The sequence below is a fragment of the Streptomyces sp. NPDC050422 genome, assembly GCF_044458665.1.
Taxonomy (GTDB): Bacteria; Actinomycetota; Actinomycetes; order Streptomycetales; family Streptomycetaceae; genus Streptomyces.
Genome location: NZ_JBITIE010000019.1, coordinates 12,981 through 32,916, shown reverse-complemented (window position 1 = coordinate 32,916; position 19,936 = coordinate 12,981). Strand labels below are relative to the sequence as shown.

14 protein-coding genes are annotated in these 19,936 nt (G+C 71.7%); 5 read left to right on the top strand and 9 right to left on the bottom strand.

Going from position 1 to position 19,936, the window contains the following annotated elements; translation table 11 throughout:
• The first annotated feature begins 49 nt into the window (after window positions 1-49).
• Complete coding sequence (locus ACIBJG_RS28130) at window positions 50-1,498, top strand: dihydroorotase family protein (RefSeq protein WP_399311544.1); 1,449 nt, start codon at window positions 50-52, stop codon at window positions 1,496-1,498.
• A gap of 171 nt (window positions 1,499-1,669) precedes the next feature.
• Here the strand turns inward: ACIBJG_RS28130 and ACIBJG_RS28125 are convergent, their stop codons facing one another.
• Window positions 1,670-2,500, bottom strand: coding sequence for a DUF4437 domain-containing protein (locus ACIBJG_RS28125; RefSeq protein WP_399311542.1), 831 nt, complete (start codon window positions 2,498-2,500; stop codon window positions 1,670-1,672).
• A gap of 54 nt (window positions 2,501-2,554) precedes the next feature.
• A complete protein-coding gene (locus ACIBJG_RS28120; RefSeq protein ID WP_399311539.1) occupies window positions 2,555-4,147 on the bottom strand; it encodes a class I adenylate-forming enzyme family protein in 1,593 nt (530 codons plus the stop codon).
• Window positions 4,148-4,371: 224 nt separating this feature from the next.
• Here ACIBJG_RS28120 and ACIBJG_RS28115 point away from each other — a divergent pair, with 224 nt between their 5' ends.
• Entirely contained in the window at window positions 4,372-5,193 is an 822-nt protein-coding gene (locus ACIBJG_RS28115) for an NAD-binding protein (protein WP_399311538.1), read from the top strand.
• A gap of 84 nt (window positions 5,194-5,277) precedes the next feature.
• On the opposite strand, the gene ACIBJG_RS28110 is transcribed toward ACIBJG_RS28115, so the two are convergent.
• On the bottom strand, window positions 5,278-6,714 hold the full coding sequence (locus ACIBJG_RS28110) for an FAD-dependent oxidoreductase (protein ID WP_399311536.1): 1,437 nt from the start codon (window positions 6,712-6,714) through the stop codon (window positions 5,278-5,280).
• A gap of 280 nt (window positions 6,715-6,994) precedes the next feature.
• A complete protein-coding gene (locus ACIBJG_RS28105; protein ID WP_399311534.1) occupies window positions 6,995-10,240 on the bottom strand; it encodes a TIM-barrel domain-containing protein in 3,246 nt (1,081 codons plus the stop codon).
• A 946-nt stretch (window positions 10,241-11,186) separates the two neighbouring features.
• Here ACIBJG_RS28105 and ACIBJG_RS28100 point away from each other — a divergent pair.
• A complete protein-coding gene (locus ACIBJG_RS28100) occupies window positions 11,187-11,909 on the top strand; it encodes a GntR family transcriptional regulator (protein WP_399311533.1) in 723 nt (240 codons plus the stop codon).
• A gap of 4 nt (window positions 11,910-11,913) precedes the next feature.
• Window positions 11,914-12,693 carry a sulfite exporter TauE/SafE family protein gene (locus tag ACIBJG_RS28095; protein WP_399311531.1) on the top strand — a complete coding sequence of 260 codons (780 nt, stop codon included), beginning with the start codon at window positions 11,914-11,916 and terminating at the stop codon, window positions 12,691-12,693.
• Between the two features lie 197 nt (window positions 12,694-12,890).
• On the opposite strand, the gene ACIBJG_RS28090 is transcribed toward ACIBJG_RS28095, so the two are convergent.
• The 5 genes from ACIBJG_RS28090 to ACIBJG_RS28070 all read right to left on the bottom strand — a co-directional run bounded on the left by ACIBJG_RS28090 (window position 12,891) and on the right by ACIBJG_RS28070 (window position 18,450).
• Window positions 12,891-13,421, bottom strand: a complete 531-nt coding sequence (locus ACIBJG_RS28090) for a hypothetical protein (protein WP_399311529.1) — start codon at window positions 13,419-13,421, stop codon at window positions 12,891-12,893.
• Window positions 13,418-14,854 (bottom strand): sensor histidine kinase, encoded by a 1,437-nt coding sequence (locus ACIBJG_RS28085; protein ID WP_399311528.1) that lies wholly within the window; start codon window positions 14,852-14,854, stop codon window positions 13,418-13,420. The genes ACIBJG_RS28090 and ACIBJG_RS28085 overlap by 4 nt, the downstream gene beginning before the upstream one ends.
• A complete protein-coding gene (locus ACIBJG_RS28080; RefSeq protein ID WP_399311526.1) occupies window positions 14,851-15,534 on the bottom strand; it encodes a response regulator in 684 nt (227 codons plus the stop codon). Before ACIBJG_RS28080 ends, ACIBJG_RS28085 begins: the two co-directional genes overlap by 4 nt.
• A 64-nt stretch (window positions 15,535-15,598) precedes the next feature.
• Window positions 15,599-17,290: a murein biosynthesis integral membrane protein MurJ gene (murJ, locus tag ACIBJG_RS28075; RefSeq protein WP_399311524.1), complete on the bottom strand. Its 1,692-nt coding sequence runs from the start codon at window positions 17,288-17,290 to the stop codon at window positions 15,599-15,601.
• On the bottom strand, window positions 17,287-18,450 hold the full coding sequence (locus ACIBJG_RS28070) for a lipid II:glycine glycyltransferase FemX (RefSeq protein WP_399311522.1): 1,164 nt from the start codon (window positions 18,448-18,450) through the stop codon (window positions 17,287-17,289). Before ACIBJG_RS28070 ends, murJ begins: the two co-directional genes overlap by 4 nt.
• A gap of 243 nt (window positions 18,451-18,693) precedes the next feature.
• Between ACIBJG_RS28070 and ACIBJG_RS28065 the strand changes: the two genes are divergently transcribed.
• A complete protein-coding gene (locus ACIBJG_RS28065) occupies window positions 18,694-19,911 on the top strand; it encodes an Ig-like domain-containing protein (RefSeq protein WP_399311806.1) in 1,218 nt (405 codons plus the stop codon).
• Window positions 19,912-19,936 lie beyond the last annotated feature (25 nt).

The window sequence follows — 19,936 nt, the reverse complement described above, 5'->3', positions numbered from 1 at the left end:
GAAACGACGTTTCCCCCAGGGGATCCGGGACCGGAAGGCGGCAGAGGACTTGGCACGCTACGACCTGCTCGTGAAGAACGGCACGCTGGTCCAGCCATGGACCGGCGAGATCCGCGCCGACCTCGCGGTCCGGGACGGGGTGGTGGCCGCGATCGGCGACGACCTCCCCGCATCGGACGCCGAGGAAGTGCTCGACGCACAGGGCAAGATGGTGTTCCCGGGCGCCGTGGACGCCCACTTCCACCTCGGCATCTACCGGCAGCTGGGCGTCGACGCCGCGCAGGAGACACGCTCCTCGCTGGTCGGCGGCGTCACCAGCGTGCTGTCGTACTTCCGCACCGGGGAGCACTACCTCAACCGGACCGGGCCGTACGCGGACATCCTGCCCGAGGTCCTCAAGGCGGTGGAGGGCCGGGCCCACACCGACTACGGCTTCCACCTCGCCCCCATGGACACCGCCCAGACGGGCGAGATCCCGGCGCTGGTGGCCGACGCCGGGGTGAGCTCGTTCAAGTACTACATGTTCTACAAGGGGTTCAACCTCTCCGCCGACTCCCGCGACGCCCGCGGCTTCCGGATGACCGGTGAGGGCGAGGAGTACGACCTCGGCCACCTCTACCAGCTGATGGAGGCGGTCGCGGCGGCCGACGCCTCTCGTCCGGACGGCCGGGTCTCGCTCTCGCTCCACTGCGAACAGGCCGAGCTCATGCGCCTGTTCATCGACCGGGTCCGCGCGGCGGGCGATCCGCAGACGCTGCGCGCCTACAGCGAGGCCCGTCCGCCGCTCACCGAGCGCGTGGCCATCGGAGAGGCTGCCACACTCGCCCACGCCACCGGCTGCCCGGTCAACCTGCTGCACCTGTCCAGCGGGGAGGCGCTCGACGCGGCACGTGCGGCCCGCGCCGCCGCACCCGGAACGGACATCCGGGCAGAGGTGACCCTCCATCACCTGTGCCTGGACCACGAAAGTCTGGATGCGGCAGGTGCCGGTCTCGGCGGCAAGGTGAATCCGCCGATCCGTACGTCCGCGGACAACGAGGCGCTGTGGGCGGGTGTCGCTGACGGCACGGTCGACTGGGTGGCCTCCGACCACGCGTGCTGCATGGAGGAGAGCAAGGGCGACGCACTGTGGCCCGCCCTGCCGGGGTTCGGCGGGACCGCCCTGCTCTATCCCCTGCTGCTGTCGGAGGGTTACCACCGGCGGGGAATACCGCTGCGCCGGATAGCCGAGCTGGCCTCGGCCTCGCCCGCCGCCGCCTACGGCCTGGCCGGCCGCAAGGGCTCGTTGATGGTGGGGCACGACGCGGACCTGGTCGTCGTGGACCTGGACGCCGAACACACCGTCACACCGGAGCTGCTGCTGTCGGGCCAGGACCACTGCCCCTTCGACGGGCGCACCGTGCGCGGCTGGCCGACCGCGACGGTGCTGCGCGGGCAGATCGCCTACCGCGACGGCAAGGTCACCGGGGCGCCGCAGGGCCGGTACCTCTCCCGCTGACCCAGCAGACCGACACGGTCGACGCCCCTGCCCGGACCGGCACAACAGCGGGTCCGAACAGGGGCGTTCGCTGTGCGGCCGCCATCCGGAAGGCCGACGGCGGTGCGGGACGACGTACAACCTCCGGCGAGGCCGACCGCGTCACCGCGATCCGCCCCGCCGGAGGGTCCGTCACATGCCGTCGCGGGTCCACGCACCCCGGGAGCGGGAACGCAGCGGCATGGTGGAGGGCTGCGGTGCCTGGTGGGGCTCGTAGTTCTCCGCCTCGCCTCCCCAGTTGATCCACTCCTCGGTGGTGTACCAGTTGATGAGTTCACCGTCCGAGCGGATGATCCACGTGGTGTCCTCCTCCGCGACGAAGTGACCGTGCTTGACGAACGGCGGGCGGAAACAGTACGTGCCCGGGTCGATGTCGCCGAAGTTGTAGGTCATCCGCCCGCCGAGTGTGTAGAACTCCTCGTAGCAGGGGTGGTGGGCCAGACGGTGATCCGTCCAGCCCTTGGGAGCGAGGATCAGCCGGGTGTAGAAGCCGGTCTTCTCGTCACGGTGCAGCAGCTTGATGTACAGCGGCGAGATCGGCCCCACGGTCGGGGCGGCCACCCACTCCATGTCCTCCGGGTCCCGCACGGTGACCTCGCCGTCGGCCTCCGCCGCACGCTCACCGTCCAGGGCGAAGTCGGCGGGGCCGTACTCGCGCCAGTGCAGCACCCGGCTGCCCGCGTCGATCGACACGGCTTCCATCGGCACCCCGGTGGGCACCTGGACGTACCCTCCCGGCCCCAGCGGTGTGTCGCCGTAGGTCAGCCGGCCCGACACGACGAAGAACTCGGTGTCGGCGGCGGGCACACCCGCCCCGCGTGACCAGTCCGTGTCGAACTCGAGGGAGAGCGCGCTGGAGCCGTCCTCCTCGTCGGTGCTGAGCCGCCGCTCGCGCACCTCGCCCGCCCCCCCCGGCAATTCAGCCACGTGCCATACGTAGTCGTCCTCATGGATGAGTTCCACATGCGGGCGCACCGCGCCACCGCCTTTCGCTTCTCATGCCGTACTGGGATCTTGCTACGGCCGCAACGGGGCTGCCCCGTCGCGGAGTTCGCGTTTGAGCACCTTGCCAGCCGAGTTGCGCGGGAGCCGTTCCACGGCCTCCAGCCGACGCGGCAGCTTGTATCCGGCCAGCCGGGGACGCAGGAAGTCCGCGAGGTCCTCGACGGCGGCCGGGGCGACGCCGGGCGCCCACACCACGAAGGCCGTGACCCGTTCACCCCACACCGGGTCGGCCGTTCCCGCCACCGCGCACTCGGCCACGGCCGGGTGGTGCAGGAGTGCCTCCTCCACCTCGCGCGGGTAGACGTTGAGCCCGCCGGAGACGATCAGGTCCTTCTTGCGGTCGACGATGGTCACGTACCCCTCGTCGTCCATGGTGGCGACGTCGCCCACCGACAGCGCGCCGTCCGGGGCGGTACAGGCGGCGGTCGCCTCGGGGTCGTCGAGGTATCCGGCCATCAGGAAGGGAGAGTTGCTGAACAGTTCCCCTGGCTCGCCGGAGGGCACGGCACGGCCTTCGTCGTCGACCACGCGGACCTCGGTCAGATACCAGGCCCCACCGACCGAACCGGCCTTGCGGCGGGCGTCCACAGGACGCAGGTCGGTGACCACGCCACCCTCGGTCGAACCGTACAGTTCATGCACCCCGCAGAGCGGAAACGCGTCCAGCACCCACTCCTTCAACTGAACCGGCAGAGCGGCGGCGTTGAAGTACAGCGTGTCCAGGGCGTCGAGGCGGTGCCGGGCGGGTGCGTCCTCGCCCAGCGCCCGAAGGGTCTGCGCATGCGTCGGCACGAGGAACACGGACTGGACCCGGTGCTCCTCGGCCAGGGAGAGCATGCGGGCGGGGTCCCAGCGGGGCAGCATCACGACGGTGCCACCGGTCAGGACCGGCGCGAAGCCGAACATGAACCCCGCCCCATGGCTCATCGGAGCGACCGCCATGCTCGTCCGGCCGGCCCCCAGCCCCCACTCGTGCGCCGAGAGCAGCGCGGTCAGTGCCCGGCCCCGATGGGTGAGCAGCGCGCCTTTGGGACGGCCGGTGGTCCCGGAGGTGTACTGGATACAGAAGACGTCTTCGCCGCCGACCCGCACCAGCGGGTCACGGTCGGGCGCGGTGGCAAGCGCCTCCTCGTACGCACGGCCGGGGCCGGGCGCACCCACAGTGAGCACGAGGGCGATCCGGTCGGCGCTCGCCGAAAGGGCGTCGAGCATTTCCTCGGCCCGCTCGCCCTGGACGATCAGGGCGCGCGCCCCGCTGTGCCCGACGATCCAGGCGGCCTCGGGGCCGGTCTGACGGATACCCAGGGGCACCATCGGCAGTCCGGCCTTGGCCAGGGCGGCGGCCACCTCGGGGTACTCCAGGCGGTTGCCCAGCAGGACCGCGACGGGATCGCCCGGTACCAGGCCGGCACCGAGCAGCGCCTGGGCGAGCCGGTTCGAGCGCGCGTGGACCGCGGCGAAGGTCAGAGTGCGTTCCCCGTCGACGACCGCGGTCCGGCCGGCGGAGTCGAGGGCGCGTGCACGCACGCCGTCCGCCATGGTGACGGTGACACCGCCGGCCATGATCCGCCGGACCGGGTCGGGCAAGGATGGTGCATCAGGCATGACGACGTCCTCCGCGGGCCCAGCGGTGATCGGAGATGAGCACCCCTCTTGTCTACTGCCACGGTTCCACCTACGTCAACATGGTTTCCCTCATGGAAACGTCACTACGCACCGTGCGGCCGAGCGGCACAGGACCGAAGTCGCGGTCAACAGCCCTTCGGTACTGGCGCGTCGACGTCTCGTGCGCCACAGTGGAACACTGTTTCCTTATGGAGGTGTGTCGGGTGCGCTATGTCGTGATCGGCTGCGGCAATGTCGGCGGGGGCGTCGCGCGGCTGCTGCGCGCGGACGGGCACGAGGTGGTGGGCACCACCACCTCCGAGGAGCGGCGGGCGGAGGTGGCTGAGGTGTGCGGTGAGGCGGTAGTGCTCTCCGGCCGGGACACCGAGGCGATCCGGCGGGTCGCCGAGGGGGCGGACGGGCTGGTCCTCACGGTCAGCCCCCGGCTGCGACGGGCCCTGGACCCGGCATCCCGGGCAGCCGAGTACGCCGACGCGCTGGTGGCGACCGCACGGGCGGCCGCGGCGGCCCACCCCCGGGTGGTGATGGCCGGGTCGGTCTCCGTCTACGGCGACGCCGCCGGCCCGGTCGTCGACGAGAACACCGCGCCGACCACGAGCGAGGACGCGTCCCCGCGAAGTTTCCTGGCGGCCGAGGCCGCCGTCCTGGCGCTGCCCGGTGGCGCGGTCGTACGGCTCCCCGACGTCACCGGGCATCCCGGCGACCTGGACGACACCGCGCGGGTGAGACTTGCCCACGAACACCTCGGTGGCACCGTGCCGTTCGCGTCCGGCGCCCTGCGCCACCGCATCGACCACCAGGACGCCGCGGGCGCGCTCGCCTTCGTCCTGACCGGGCAACTGAGTGGCCTCTACAACGCCGTGCCCGACGCCACGGTGCCACCCACCAACGCCGAGTCCTTCGGCAAGGTGTGCGCGGCCGCCGGCCTTCCCCCGCTCACCTTCGCGGAGCAGATCCGCACTCCGGCGCACCCGATCTCCTCGGCACTGCTGCGCCGGGCGGGGTTCACCTTCCAGCACTCGTGAGACCACCGCCGGCGACCGGCCCCCTGGAGCGCGTTTCGAAAGCGCCGCCTGCCGCGCGACGTCTTTCGAAACACGCCCTGGGGCTCAGGCCGCCGGCCCCGGGGTGGCGGGTCGGTCCGCCAGCGCACGTCCGAGGATGCGGCCGAAGGCCATGGCGGGCGTGAGGCACATCCCGGAACAGAAGGAGTTGCCGTTGACCGCCGCCGACCCGATGACCTCGCCCACCGCGTAGAGGCCCGAAAGCGCACGACCGTCCTCACGGAGCACCCGCAGGCGGGTGTCGACGTCCAGTCCCGCGAAGGTGATCACGGTGACCGGCCGGTTCTCCACCGCGTAGAACGGCGGCTCCACCAGAGGCGCGGGCAGATGGGTCCGGCCGAACTCCGGGTCACGCCCGGCCGCGACGAAGCCGTTGTAGCGGGCCACCTGCTCGGCCAGGCCGCCCGGTGCGATGCCGGCCAGGCGCGCGAGGCCGGCGACATCCGGTGCGCGGTGCAGGCCGGGGCGGCGGCCGCAGGCGGCGTCGAACTCCTCGGGGCTCCAGCCGTGCACCATCGGCCGGGACGATCGGAGCGCCCGCGCGTCGAAGACCGTCCAGAAGGTCATCCGGTCCAGGCGAGCCAGGGCGCGTTCCTTGCGGTCGATGGACGGCTCGTCCTCCGCCGTCCACCGCCTCCCGCGCACATCCACGTACACCTCCCACGGAGGCCGTTCCGGAGCGACGAGCTGCGGGCGATGCACCCAGTCCACGCGGAGCGTGCCGGGCTCGGGCGGCAGGCCGCCGAAGGTCGGCAGGTACTTCCCCCGGCCCTGGATGCCCGCCCCCACCGAACGCCCCAGACGGATACCGTCACCTGTCGCCGTGGGCGCCGCCGAGGTGGTCAGCGGGGCGTTGTCCAACTCGTCGAAGAGTTCGGGGTCATGGCCGAATCCTCCTGTGGCGAGGACGACGTCCGCCGCGCCGAAGGCTCGGCCGCCCTCGGTCCGTACTCCGGTCACCCGGCCGTCCGGCGCGGCGCAGAGCTCCACCACCCGGACACCACAGTGGAGCCGGACCGCACCGGAAGCCAGGTGCGGGGCGAGCAGTCGGCGCAGAACTGCCAGCAGGGCCGGCCCGCCCGGCACTTCGGCCGCGTGGACCGTGCGCGGAACAAGGTACTGCTCGTGCCCGTGGACGATGCGCGGCGTCGCCGGGTCGACGGCGAAACCCGCGTCGAGCAGCCACTCCAGCACGGACGGCTGCTCCGCCAGCGACAGCCGGGTCAGGTCCTCGCGCCCGGTGCCGCCGCTGATCCGGGCGATGTCCTGCCAGTGCCGCTCGGGATCGTCCTCGATACCCCGCGCACGCTGGAGCGAGAAGCCACCGGCCGAAAGATGGCCGCCCGACCACGGCAGGGCCCCGCCGATATCGGCGGTCTTCTCCAGGAGTACGACGCGTGATCCGCCCTCGGCCGCCGCGATCGCACACGCGATCCCGCCTGGGCCCGCACCGACCACCACGATGTCCGCTTCCCTGCCCACAGACAACCTCTCCCCCGCTGTCGGACCGGCGGCCGGCCAACCGAGAAGCGTTCCGCTCCAGGGGACACCGTTTCCGACTGGAGGTGGATCGGTCAAGACGCGATGCGAAGAACCACTGGCCGGACTCATCCGGTCGACAGATCCGGACTGGCGCGTTCCGAAGGGCCCGCCTCCGACCGCGGGCCGACTCGGCGCCCTCCGGCCCGGGCGGCGAGTGCGTCGGCGCTCGCCACCCGGGTGCACGCGGGTCGTCGGACCTCCGGGCGGTCCCGGGCGACCGCTACCGCACGGTCACCGTGACCGGCGTGTGCACCGACCGGCTCGGAAGCGTGACGGTGAGGACTCCGGTGCCGGCGTCCCAGTGGTACGCGTCCGGGGCGAGCCGCACCCCGCGCACGGTGACCGCGGTGGGGGCGTGGGCGGTGCCCAGGAGGGAGAGCGTCCACCGGCGGTTCTTCACCTGGCCCTTGAAGGAGCCCTTGGCCGCACCGATGGAAACGGTCCGTTGAGCACCCTTCTCCCGGTACGTCACCGTCGTCGTGGCGCTCCGCTGCTTCAGCGTCGTGGTGCCGTCGTCCTCGTACATTCGGTACGAGCCCGAGGCGCCGGCGGCGACGGACAGCGTGACGTCCGTCAGGGGGTTGCGGTCGTTGTCGGTGACATCGTGGGTGCGGGTGGGCAGGATGCCGCCCGACTTGATGAAGACGGGCATGGTGTCGAGGGTGGTCGTGACGTCCTGGGTGGTGCCGCCGGCGTAGGTCTTGCCGGTGAAGTAGTCGGTCCACTGCCCCGGCGGGAACCACACCGAGGTGGTAGCGGTCTCACCGGGCGTGGTCACCGGGGCGACCAGCACGTCGGAGCCGAAGAAGTACTCACTGCCGGCGGCGGCGTACGCCTGCGGCTCCTCCGGGTACTCCAGGTAGGTGGGTCGGACGATCGGTACACCGGTGCGGTTGGCTTCCTCGGCGAGCGTGTAGGTGTAAGGCACCAGGTTCTCGCGGAGGTTGAGGAAGGCGTTCGCCGACTTCCGCGCCGACGGGCCGTACTGCCAGGGCAGTCGGTCACTGTGGTTGCTGTGCAGACGGTCGATCGGCTGGAAGGTGCCGAACTGGACCCAGCGGGCGTACAGGTCGTCGGGCAGCTTGTGCGTGGATTCCTCCGAACCGGGGATCCCCGTCGTGTCGTTGTGGCCACCGATGTCGTGGGTGATGGACGCCATGCCGGTCGCCGCCGACTCGCCCGGGGTGTAGCCGACCTCCAGACGGAGGGTGCCCCAGGTGGACGCGGTGTCGCCGGTGAAGTGGACGGTGCTGCGCTTGTCCGCCCAGGGGCCGGTCGGCAGGGCCTGCTGGCCGCTGTATCCGCCCGCCTGGAGCGATCCGTAGGCACGGGAGAGGACGAAACCCCTGCCGATCGCCTCGGCGGAGGCGTCGGCGTACTGCTGGTTGATCCACGCGTCCGGCGTCACTCCCTTCAGCGAGGACTGCGAGGCGTCGCAGCACCAGTCCAGCCACCAGAAGTCGTTGCCTTGCTGGTCCATGGTCCGGTGCAGGTCCATGTAGGCCTTGAGCTGGTCCGGGTCACCGAAGTCGAAGACGTAGCAGTCGTCGCCGCAACCGCCCTTGACCAGCTTGCCCTTGGCGGTGGTCTGCGCCTGGGCGAACTGGGGGTCGGAGGCCCGGATGCTCGGGTGCACGTTGAGGGTGTTGTGCAGTCCCTGGGCCTGCGACCAGTCGAAGAAGCCTGCCGGATCAGGGAACTTCGCCGGGTCGATCTCCCAACCCCGCCAGGTGTCACCGGCCTTGAAGTCGGTGTCGGTCACCAGGACGTCGAGGGGCACACCCTCGGCGCGGAAGGCGGGCAGGATCTTTTTCTGGTAGTCGGCGGCGGTCCGGTCGATGTACTCGGAGTACCAGACGCCGTACGCCCAGGTGGGCAGGAGTGCGGGCGGCCCGGTGAGGGTGGCGAGGTCCGTGAGGCCCTGCTTGTAGTCATGGCCGTAGCCGAAGACGTAACCGTCCTGGTAGGGGGCGCCGCCGTGCCCGGGGCGGGGGCGCACCTTCTTCGCCTTGGTGTCGTACAGGGCCGACGGAGAGTCGTCGAGCAGGTACCAGCCGTCCTGGTTGAGCAGGCCCGGCGTGGTGACGGGGGCGGCGCCCTCGCCGGTCACGCCGTCGAGGCCGCGACGGTATCCGCCGAGCGCGATGTGGGGCTGCGGAGCGGCGGCTTTCGGGGCGGCCAGGGAGAGGGTGTCTGCGTTGATGTGGCAACTGGCCGGGTCGGGGCAGCCGAGGGTGACGTCGTTGTCGCCGGCCTTGAGGGTGACGGGGACGGCGGCCGTCTGCCAGTCGTCCCAGTTCTTCGTCGCGGGGAGCTCCAGGGTCGAGGCCGGCCCGGCCGCCGCGGTCGTCACGGTGGCGGTACGCGTCCGGTGGAGTCCGTCGCCGCCCTGTCCGTTGGCGTAGCGCACTCTGAACGTGTACGTGCCGTCTACAGGCACGCCGACCACGTGGGCCGTCAGGCTGGACCCCTTGTTGAGTTCGGCGACGAAGCCGTTGCCCGCGTATCCCTGGTGGTCCAGGGCGCCGGTGGCCGTGCCGCCGATCCGCGCCGCCTCCGCCTCGCAACTCGTCCCGAAGAGGCAGTCCTTGATGGCGGTGTCGGCGACGGACGGGTAGGTGTCGTCATCGGGCCGGAGCAGGGCGACGCTGTCGACGTTCACCGATCCCGAGTCCGAGGCGGTCCGGGTCAGCGCGATCGTGTGCGGTCCCTTGCCGAGCTTGACCTCCGCCGTGGCCTTTGCCCAGGTGTCCCAGTCCGCCGTGGCCGGCAGGTTCACCTTCTGCGGGGTACCACCGTCCACCGAGAGCGACAGCGTGCGGGTCTCCGTCTTGCCGTCTCCGCCCCGGGAGTTGGCGTACTTCAGGGCGAACCGGTAGGTCCCCGCGGCACTGACATCGATGTCAGTGGACACCGAACTGCCGGTGGCCTCGAAGCCGGCGGCGAAGGCTGCCCCGGTGTGGTCCCGGTGATCGGCGGCGGTGCCGAGCCCGTCGAGCCGGAGGTCCTCCGCCTCGCACAGGGCGCCGACCGCACAGACGAGCCGCTGCCAGGGGGCGGCGGTCACCGGCGCCTTTCCCGCGTCACGCCGGACGGAGAGGTTCTGTGCGTCGAACGGCCCGGAGCCGACCCGGTAGCGCAGGGTCATCGCGCTCGTCGAGACGGTCAGCCAGCCATCCTTCGTCCGCGCGGTGTAGGCGGTCGGGGTGAACCCCTCGCGCCCGATCGCATTGAACGTCGCCTCGTCGGTGAACTCGCCGTCACCCGCGTACTCGGTACGGATGAGCGTCGGCGAGAGGATCTCGAAGCGGGCGTCCCCGGAGGTGACGGTCGGGATCCGGTGGCCGCGCTCCCCTCCCGAGGAGGCGACGCCCGCGCCGGTCAGAGTCGTCGAGGCGGCCACGGCAAGTACGGCGGCGACGCCCACTCTCCGGCGCACGCGCCGTGGACTCCTGCCACGGTTCATCGATGCGGGTATCACACGCAACTCCGTTCTCCTGCACGTCGGTCGGTGGCGCGTCCCTGCCGCCCCGACTTCTTCCAACGTTGGAAACCACCTGCTCGGCACGTAGGACACCACGCCGTCTCGCGTGGTGTCCATAACGGTGCGGCAAATAGAGCCGGATCCGTGACCGCGGCGGCGGCCGGCTCCACAACGGCCCCGCCGGCCGCAATCGGTACGCGAGTGGGGCGGCCGGTGCGACTTGGAACCGTTGTCCGCATTTGCCCGGCCGGGAGCAGGCCGCAGATCTCATGGCGGCCTGGCAGTGCGGCTCGTGTGCCGAGACTTCGGACTGCCGGATCTGCCGCGGCGTGCTCTCGCCCCTCGGAGGCTCCTTTGGATGTGCTTCTCCTCGACAGGGAGGCAGAGCCGTCCATGTCGGAGGACTGGCGGGTGGTGTGGTCCGAGGAGGCGTTCCCCCGTGGCGGAGCCGGCCCACCACCTGGCGCGGTGGCTCCGGAACTCGGACGCCGGCCCCCGAGAGGACTTCGCACTCGACTCCGCGCAGGCGGATCCGGGACTGGTCCGCCTCATGCACTTCGCCGAGGGCCGGCGGGTCGGGCCGGTCTTCACACCGGAGTTCTGGAGCGTGGTGGTGCACCTGTCACCTGGGATGTCCTCCTGGCAGCGGTCGACGAGTTCGGCCGTTCCGTACGACAGCTCGCGGCAGCGGGAATCGGCCCCGACGTCATCCCGAAGCCCTGACGGGCGGTCTTCCACCGACCCCTCTCCGGCTGCCGGATCCCAGGACGCGGCCGACCGGTGCCGGACAGTGGCCCGGCGTTGGCGCGCCGACCCGCGGCAGAACCACAGGTCAGATGTTTCCCCAGGTCGCAGTGGGTGGCGTAACACCGGCGAAACATGAAGGCGGGTACGGTCTGCAGCCCTGAACCGGGAAGGAGGGCGGGACATGGCCGGCACGGGACGGGCAGCACAGGCGCGACGGGCCGCGGACGCGCTGCGGCAGCGCATCGTCGCCGGTGAGTTCACGGATGGCAGGCTCCCCGACGAACACCTGCTGAGCCGGTCGCTCGGCGCCTCGCGCAACGTCACCCGGGAGGCGCTGAACCTGCTGCGGGACGAGAACCTCGTCGTCCGGCGGCGCGGCATCGGCACCCTCGTCACCGCACACACCTACCGGCACGGCCTCGACCGCCTGGTGGGGCTCGCCGAGGAGCTCACCTCCTACGGCACGGTCTCCAACGACGTACGCGAGGCACGCGTCGTCCCCCACCCTCCCCCGGCGATCGCCGAGCGTCTCGCTCTCCCTCCGGGATCGGAGGCCGTGTACATCGAGCGGCTCCGCCGGCTCGACGGCGACCCGCTGTCTCTGGACTCGACGTGGCTGGCCCCGGACATCGGGCGGCCACTGCTCGAACGCGACCTGGCGGGACGCGACTTGTTCGCGCTGATCGAGGAGTCGACCGGGGCCGCGCTGGGCAGCGCCGAAGTCACCGTGCACGCGGTCACGGCCGAGCCGGACACCGCGCGGGCGCTCGACGTCGCGGACGGTGCCGCACTGTTCGCCATCGACCGGCTCACCCGGCTGTCCGACGGACGTCCGGTCGACGTGGAGTCCCTGCGCGTGCGGGCCGACCGGTTCGCGCTGCGCACCGTACTGCCGAGGAGCTGAACCGATGACGGCCCACCTGGACGCGGCCCATCTCGTCCTCCTGGCCCTCACCGGGCTGCTCGGCGGCATCGGGATCACGGCCATCGGGCCCGGCGGCGTGCTGCCGACGATCGGCCTGTTCCTCCTCACCGGTCTGTCGCCGTCCGGTGTCGCCGGCACCGCGATCGTCACGCATGTCGCCACCGGCATCCTGGGCACGACGGCTTACACGCACTCGGGCCAGCTGAAGGCGGCGGGCACCCGCCGCTGCGCCGCCGTGCTCGCCCTCGCCGCACTCGTCGGCACCCCGCTGGGCGTGCTGTGCAACACCCTGGTCGAGGGGCCCGGTTTCGGACTGCTGCTCGCCTTCGCGGTCACCGTCACCGGCGTGCTGGTGTGGGTACGCGACCGGCGCACCCCGGACGTGCCCGAAGACCTCGCGGACCCCGGCATCCCGCCGGTGCGCACGGCGGTGGTCGGTGTCGTCGTGTCGCTCGTGGCATGCCTGTTCGGACTCGGCGGCCCGATGCTGAGCGTGCCGCTGCTCGTCGTCTGCGGGCTGCCGGTACTCGCGGCGCTGGCCGCGGCACAGGCCCAGTCGATCGTGATCGCGAGCGCGGGCACGGTGGCGTACGTGGTTCATGGCGATGTGGACTGGCCGCTGGCCGCGCTGGTGGGGGTGCCGGAGCTGGCCGGGGTCCTGATCGGCTGGCGCATCGCCCACCGGCTTCCGGCCCGGCGCCTCAAGTACGCCTTGGTCGTCAGCCTGTTGGCGATGGCTCCCTACTTGGCGCTGCGCACCTGACCCGGCCGGCCACTGAGTACCCGGGCGGGGCGGGACCGGTGGGCCGGATCCTCCGGTCCCGGTCCCGGTCCTGCCGTACGGGGGACCGGACCGGTGACCGGACGGCCGAAGGGGACGCCCGTCACCGCGAGCGCGGTGGAGCGGAACGCCGCGGTGTGCGACGGGATCGCTCCCGGGTTCCGGGGCCGGACCACACATCAGACGGAGCAGTGGGCCGGCCCGATGACGCCGTCGGTGCCGGTCACCGTCACCGCCTCGCTCCGGTCGGCCGTCCCGGCCAGGGCCGCGGTGCAGAAGAGCTGCTGACGGGCGGATTCGGAGAGCCCGGTGACCCGGGTGTACAAAGTGACGTGCACGCCCTGAGCGTTCATCTGGACGCCCATCTTGAACCGCTCGTCGGGGAGTTCGGAGCGGAGGCCTGCCGCACGCTCCGCTCCGGTGGGGCCGGAGAAGAGCAGGTCGAGGGCTTTGGCCGCTTCGGCCTGATGCTTCTCCCCGCCGGAACCGGGCCCACCCGCTTCGCCCAGCGAATCGGAGTAGCGTACGACCGGCATCAGCCGGGCCGCCGAGGACGAGGACACGAAGTACAGGACCGTGCCCCACTGCCCGGTCGGCACCTGCACGATCGCCGGTTCACCGGCCTCCACGACGTCCGTCGCCCGGATGCCGCAGCCCGCGGCCAGCAGCACCAGGGGCAGAAACACGCCGAGCGTGCGCCCGCCCCTCATCGTCCCTCCATCGGCAGTTCGACGGTGAACACCGCGCCGCCGGCCGGCCCGTTCGCGGCACTGACCGTGCCGCCGTGCAGCCGGACGTTCTCCCGGGTGATCGAGAGGCCCAGCCCGCTCCCCGTCGACCTGGTGCGGGCTGCGTCGGCCTTGTAGAAGCGGTCGAAGATGTGCGGGAGCACGGTCGCTTCGATGCCCGGGCCGCTGTCCTCGACCTCCGTCACCAGCCGGGCCGTCCCGTCCCGTTGCCCGGTCCGCAGCCGTACGGTGACGGGCTCCGCCCCGTGCCGCAGGGCGTTGCCGACCAGGTTGGCGACGACCACGTCGAAGCGGCGCGGATCGAGCATCGCCCGCACGCCGTCCGGGAGTTCGGTGCGGACCCGGCCGTCCCAGCGACGGGCCTGGAGCGTCTTACGGATGGTCTCGGCCACATCGACCTCGTCGCTGTGGAGATCGGCCGCCCCGGCGTCGAACCGGGAGATCTCCATCAGGTCCTCGACGAGCGTGGCGAGCTTTCCGGTCTCCGTGCTGATCAGCCGAACGGCCGCCGCGGTGTCGGGGCGCAGCCCGGCGGCGTCCTCGTCGAGCACCTCGGTGACGGCGAGCATGCCGGCGAGCGGGGTGCGCAGTTCGTGGCTGACGTCCGAGGCGAAGCGCCGGGCCCGTTCCTCGGCCTGGCGGAGCTCGTCGACGGACTCCTGGAGCTTGGTCGACGATTCGTTGAACGTCCAGGCCAGTTCGGCGAGTTCGTCGGAGCCGCGGACCGCGATCCGGGTGCGGAGTTCGCCCCGGCCGATACCGGCGGCGGCGCGGCGCAGTTCGCGTACCGGGCGCAGCACGCTGCGTGCGGCGAGCAGGGCGGGGACCAGGGCGATGAGCAGGGCGGGCAGGGCGCCGTCACGGGCCGCGGTGACCATGGCGGCGACGTTCGCCTCCTCGGTGGCGAGCGGCATCACGGCGTAGAGGACGAGGCCGGTGGGCTGGCGGCCGTCGCCACGGTTGAAGAAGGTCGGCATGCCGACCGTCAGCCAGGGCTTGCCGTCCTTGACGACCCGCTGGAACGAGCCGTGGCTGTTGTCCCGGGCCGCCGTGCGCAGTGCGGCCGTGATCACGGTGGAGGTCGTCCGGTCCGAGGAGGAGACCCGCAGGTTCCCGTACTCGGCGAAGACGGTCCAGGTGCGCGACTTTCCGTCGCGGGCCAGGGCGAGGCACATGTCCCGCAGCCCGGCCCGGTCCGGCGGGAGGTCGATGCCCCGCGCGCCGATCCTGTCGCGGAACTGGGCGACGGCGGTGTCCTGCGCCTGCTGCAGGATCGCCGAGCGGGCCTCGCGGTAGGTCAGGGTCGCGGTCGTGGCGGCGCTGACCGCGGCGACGAACAGGAACGCGGCTATGAGGCGGGTGCGCAGGCCGAACCGGCCGGCGAGCAGCTTCATCCGAGAGGCCCGAAGCGGTAGCCGAAGCCGCGGACGGTCTGGATGTAGCGCGGGGCTCCCGCCACGTCCTCGATCTTCTGGCGCAGCCTGCGCACGCAGGCGTCGACCAGCCGGGCGTCGCCGTGGTAGCTGTGCTCCCACACGTATTCGAGGAGCTGCTGGCGGCTGAAGACCTGCTCGGGCGAGCCCGACAGATGCAGGAGCAGCTTCAGTTCGGAGGGGGCGAGCAGCAGCCGCTCCCCCGCCTTGGCGACCGTGAGACCTACCCGGTCCACCGTCAGTGCGCCGTGGCTCTCGACGCCGCTGCGCCCGGCGGGTTCGGCGAGCCGGCGCAGCACCGCGCGGATCCTGGCCTCTATGACCTCGGTGCGGGCGGGCTTGACGATGTAGTCGTCGGCGCCGGCCTCCAGCCCCACGACCACGTCGAAGTCGTCGCCGCGGGCGGTGAGCATGATGATCGGCAGTTGGCTCGTCTCCCGGATGCGGCGGCAGACCTGGACGCCGTTCATTCCCGGCAGCATGAGGTCGAGCAGGACGAGTTCGGGCCGGAACTCGTCCAGCGCGGCCAGCCCCGCCTCGCCCGTCCCGACGGTCCGCATGTCGTGCCCGCGCCTGCGCAGCCCCAGTTCGACCCCTTCCCGTACGGAGGGGTCGTCTTCGATCAGGAGCACGCGAGGCATGGCGTCAGTATCCCAGCGATCAAGGAGTGGATTCGGAAGTACGTGCGGTCCGGCGGGCGCCGTCTCAGGAGCGCCGCAGTCGGTTCCGTACGGCGCTCAGCGCGGTGTCGACCTCGGTCAGCCGCAGCGGGCGGGCGAGCAGTGCCACGACCAGGAAGAGAACCAGCACCCCGGCCCCGGCCGCGGCGAAGTCCCCGATGCCCGGTCCGTCCGTGTCGACGGCACGCGCCGCCGCGTACGCCAGCAGTCCCGCGGGCACGCACGCGGCCACCAGCCGGGCATGCGCCCCCACCCCCGGCGAGCGCAGCAGCGAGGGGCTCGGCGCACCGGATGCGGAGACCCTGCGGTGCAGTACGTACGCGGTGACGGTGAACCCCGCGAACAGGGCCACGGAGTACGCCCCCGCCATCCCCGTCACCGCCCAGCGCGCCGGCAGCAGCAGATAGGCGGCGACCGAGAGCCCGGCGTTGAGCGCGGCGATGACCAGGTTGAGGAGGAAGGGGGTGCGGGTGTCGCTCATCGCGTAGAAGGCGCGGGAGAGCACGTACTGACCGGAGAAGGCGATGAGCCCCGGTGCGAAGGCGGCCATCATGCCCGCCATCACGGTGATGTCCGCGGGGCCGGTGTGTCCGTACCCGAAGACGGACCCCATCACCCACGGGGCGAGCGCGAGCAGGGCGGCGGCGGCCGGGATCACGACGGCGGCGGAGGTCCGCAGCGCGTACGAGACGTCGCGCCGCACCCCGGCCAGATCGCCGTCGGCTGCGGACCGGCTCATCCGCGGCATCAGCGCGGTGACGAGGCTGACGGTCACGATGCCCTGGGGCACCACCCACAACTGGTAGGCGTAGCTGTACGCGGTGTAGCCCGCGCCGCCCGCCAGGTGCTGGTCCGCCGCGTGCTGGCCGGTGGCGGTGGAGAGGCGGGTCACCACCCAGTAGGCGGCCTGGTTGGTGAGCACCAGCATGACGAGCCAGCCGGCCGCCCGCAGCGGCCGGGTGAGTCCGCTGCCGCGCCAGTCGAACCGTGGCCGCCAGCGGAACTTCGCGGCACGCAGGGCGGGCACCAGCGCGAGGGTCTGCACGGCGATCCCGGCGGTGGTCCCCCAGCCGAGCCACTGCGCCTGGGCCGAGGTCAGTTCGCCGTTCGAACTCGCCGCTGTCCATAGGTACAGCCCGAACACCGCAATGATCACGAGGTTGTTGAGGACCGGGGTCCACATCATGGCCCCGAACCGGTTGCGGGCGTTGAGTACTTGTCCGAGCAGGGTGAAGAGCCCGTAGAGGAGGATCTGGGGCAGGCAGTAGCGGGCCAGCGCGATGGTGAGTTCGGCCTGGTCGCCGTCGTAGGTGGGGGCGTACACCGAGATGATCAGTGGGGCGCCCGCGACGGCGAGCGCGGTGAGGGCCAGCAGGCCGACCGTGCACAGGGTGAGGAGTCGATCGGTGTAGGCGGCCCCGCCGTCGGAGTGTTCCCGGGCGGCCCGGACGAGTTCGGGGACGAAGACGGCGTTGAGGGCGCCGCCGATCAGCAGCATGTAGAGGATGTTCGGGACGGTGTTGGCGACCGTGTAGCCGTCGGCCCGCAGTCCGGTGCCGAGCGCGGCGACGACGACCGCCGAGCGTATGAACCCCGTCGCCCGTGAGACGACGGAACCGGCGGCCATGACGGCGCCGCTGCGCAGCACCGAGCCGGATCCCTGCTGCTCGCGCTCGTCCGTGGCGACCGTGCCGGCGGTCGCGTCCGCCGCCGTCACCGGTGCGCCAGGTAGGCCTGGAACGCCCGGTACAGCGTCTTGTTGGCGGTTCCGCCCACTGATGTCTCCCACTCTCCGAGGGTCTCCACGACCTGCCCGCCGGTGCCGAACTTCCAGCGCAGCAGCCCGAAGGGGCGGTCGTCGGGATCGAGGGTGGAGGATACCCCGCGCATGTCGTACACCTGTGCGCCCTGGGCCTGGGCGTCGAGGAGCATCTGCCACTGCAGGGCGTTGCTGGGGCGGACCTCTCGTCGGTGGTCGGCGGACGCGCCCGTCTGGTACCAGACCCGGCGCCCGGTGCTGATCATCGTGTGCGCGGCAAGTATCTCGCCCTCGTGCACGGCGAGGCAGAGCTTCATCCGGCCGGGCTGTTCGGCGTTGAGCACGGCGTACTGGCGCTGGTAGTAGGCCAGGGAGCGGCCGAGCCGGAAACCGTCGCGTTCCTCGGTGATCCGCAGCAGGCGGTGGAACTCGGGGAGTTCGGCCGCGCTCCCGGTGACGATGCGCACCCCCGCCTTTCCGGCCCGGCGGACGTTGCGGCGCCACTCCTGGTTGAGCCCCGCCCACAGGTCGTCGGGGGTCCGTCCCGCGAGCGGCACCCGGAAGACGTACCGGGGCTGGGCGTCGGCGTCGTCGCCGTCCCCGCCGCAGCGCCGCCAGCCGCGGGCCCGCAGCCGGTCGGCCACGGCCGCGCCGAGCGGGTCGACCTCACGCGCCAGTACGTCTCCGACGGTGCGGCCGGGGCCGGTGGCGGCCTTGAGGCGGGCGGTGTCCCAGCGGCGGTAGGCAGGGGACGGTCCGATGCGTACGGCGAACGCCCCCGCACCCCGCAGATGTGTCATGAGCGGCCGCAGCCACCGGTCGATTCCGGGATCGGCCCAGTCGGCCACCGGCCCTTCCGGTATATAGGCGAAGTATTTGCGGGTGCCCGGGAATTGCCGGTAGAGAATCAGCGCGCTGCCGGCCAATTCACCGTGGTCGCCGAGCCAGCCGACCATTTCCGACGACCACTGGTCCTTCACACCGGCCCAGGACGGGTACTGGAGAAAGCTCGCGTCCTCGTGTGCGGCCACGTGTGTCCGGTGCTCGCCGGCGGTCAGACGGCATATCCGTAGTTCCTGATCACGGCTGCGGTCTCCGGTCGCGAGCAGCGCTGACATGTCCGTGGCCCTCCCTCGTGGGCCCCGCGGCGTTTCTGCGGGGCTGCACAGGATGCTCACAGCGGACCATGACGGGGCTGCGCGCCGGATGTGACCGGACGATGACCGTTGCGCTGCGTTCCTTGTCACACTCCACATTCCCGCTTTTCCGTGCATTCACGGAACTTAGGCTCCGGTGAATGCCTCTCCACAGACGACAGTTCAAGGCCCAGGAGGTTTTTTCCGTTGATCCCCGCCCCTCTCATATCCACCGCTCGGCGCACTGCCCGTGCCGCGTCGCCCGCCCGCCCCGCCCGGCTCGCCCTGATCGCCGGCACCGCGGTGCTCGGCGCCGCGCTGACGGCCTGCTCCGGCGGCGCCGCGGCCTCGGGTCATGACGGCAAGGGGCAGGGCACCGGCCCGTCCAAGGCCGCGGAGACCCGGATCTCGGTGAACCTGCGCGGGACCGCGGCCGCCGCCGGCAAGCGGGTGACGGTGAGGCTGGCCGCCGGGAAGCTGCGCACCGTCACGGTCTCGGCGGACGGTGGCGCCCTCACCGGCCGGGTGTCCCCCGACGGCAGGACCTGGACGTCCGACCGGCCGGCGGCGCCCGGCACCACGTACCGCGTGGAGGCGAAGGACACCGGCGGTGGCGGCGCCACGGCCGGGTTCACCACGGCGGCGGCGGACAAGGTGAACAAGCTGACCCTCGCCCCCGGCAAGAACACCACGGTCGGCATCGCCCAGCCGCTGTCCATCGTGTTCGACAACCCGGTGAAGAACAGGGCGGCCGTCGAGAAGGCGCTCAAGGTCTCCACCTCGAACAGCACCGAGGGGTCCTGGGGCTGGCTGCGGGACTACTCGGGCCGGGACCGCGTGGACTGGCGGCCCAAGGAGTACTGGAAGTCCGGTACGCGCATCACCCTGGACGCCGGGCTCAACGGCATCGACTCGGGTTCCGCGGGCGGCTGGTTCGTACGCGACTACGCGACGACGTTCACCGTCGGCAGCAGTCAGGTGGTCAAGGTCGACCTGGACCGCCACCGGCTGGCGCTGAAGCGGGACGGCAGGACGGTCATGGACGTGCCCATGTCGGCGGGCACACCGGGCGGCGACAAGGCGTCCTGGCGGGGCACCGCCGTGCTGATGGCGAAGGAGGGCACGATCAACATGAACTCCGAGACGGTGGGCCTCGGGGACGCGTACGACAAGATGGTCGACTTCTCGATGCGGCTGACCTGGTCGGGCATGTACGCCCACGCGGCGCCGTGGAACGCCGCGTACTTCGGCGTGGCCAACCACAGTTCGGGCTGTGTCGGGATGAGCGACGCCAACGCCGCGTCCCTCTACCGCCAGGCCCGCGTCGGCGACCCCTTCGAGATCACCGGCGCGGACGCCAAGGGCACCGTCGCGGAGGGCAACGGCTACGGGGCGTGGAACGTCTCCTGGGCCGACTGGCGGACCAGGAGCGCTCTCGGCTGATGGCACGGCCGGCACGCAGCTGACC

Excerpts from the sequence above, each read along its gene's own strand:
- ACIBJG_RS28085 (WP_399311528.1), bottom strand. The coding sequence starts at position 14,854 with ATGAAGCTGCTCGCCGGCCGGTTCGGCCTGCGCACCCGCCTCATAGCC.
- ACIBJG_RS28100 (WP_399311533.1), top strand. The coding sequence starts at position 11,187 with ATGGCCGGCACGGGACGGGCAGCACAGGCGCGACGGGCCGCGGACGCG.
- ACIBJG_RS28070 (WP_399311522.1), bottom strand. The coding sequence starts at position 18,450 with ATGTCAGCGCTGCTCGCGACCGGAGACCGCAGCCGTGATCAGGAACTA.
- ACIBJG_RS28080 (WP_399311526.1), bottom strand. The coding sequence starts at position 15,534 with ATGCCTCGCGTGCTCCTGATCGAAGACGACCCCTCCGTACGGGAAGGG.
- ACIBJG_RS28095 (WP_399311531.1), top strand. The coding sequence starts at position 11,914 with ATGACGGCCCACCTGGACGCGGCCCATCTCGTCCTCCTGGCCCTCACC.
- ACIBJG_RS28090 (WP_399311529.1), bottom strand. The coding sequence starts at position 13,421 with ATGAGGGGCGGGCGCACGCTCGGCGTGTTTCTGCCCCTGGTGCTGCTG.
- ACIBJG_RS28120 (WP_399311539.1), bottom strand. The coding sequence starts at position 4,147 with ATGCCTGATGCACCATCCTTGCCCGACCCGGTCCGGCGGATCATGGCC.
- ACIBJG_RS28105 (WP_399311534.1), bottom strand. The coding sequence starts at position 10,240 with ATGAACCGTGGCAGGAGTCCACGGCGCGTGCGCCGGAGAGTGGGCGTC.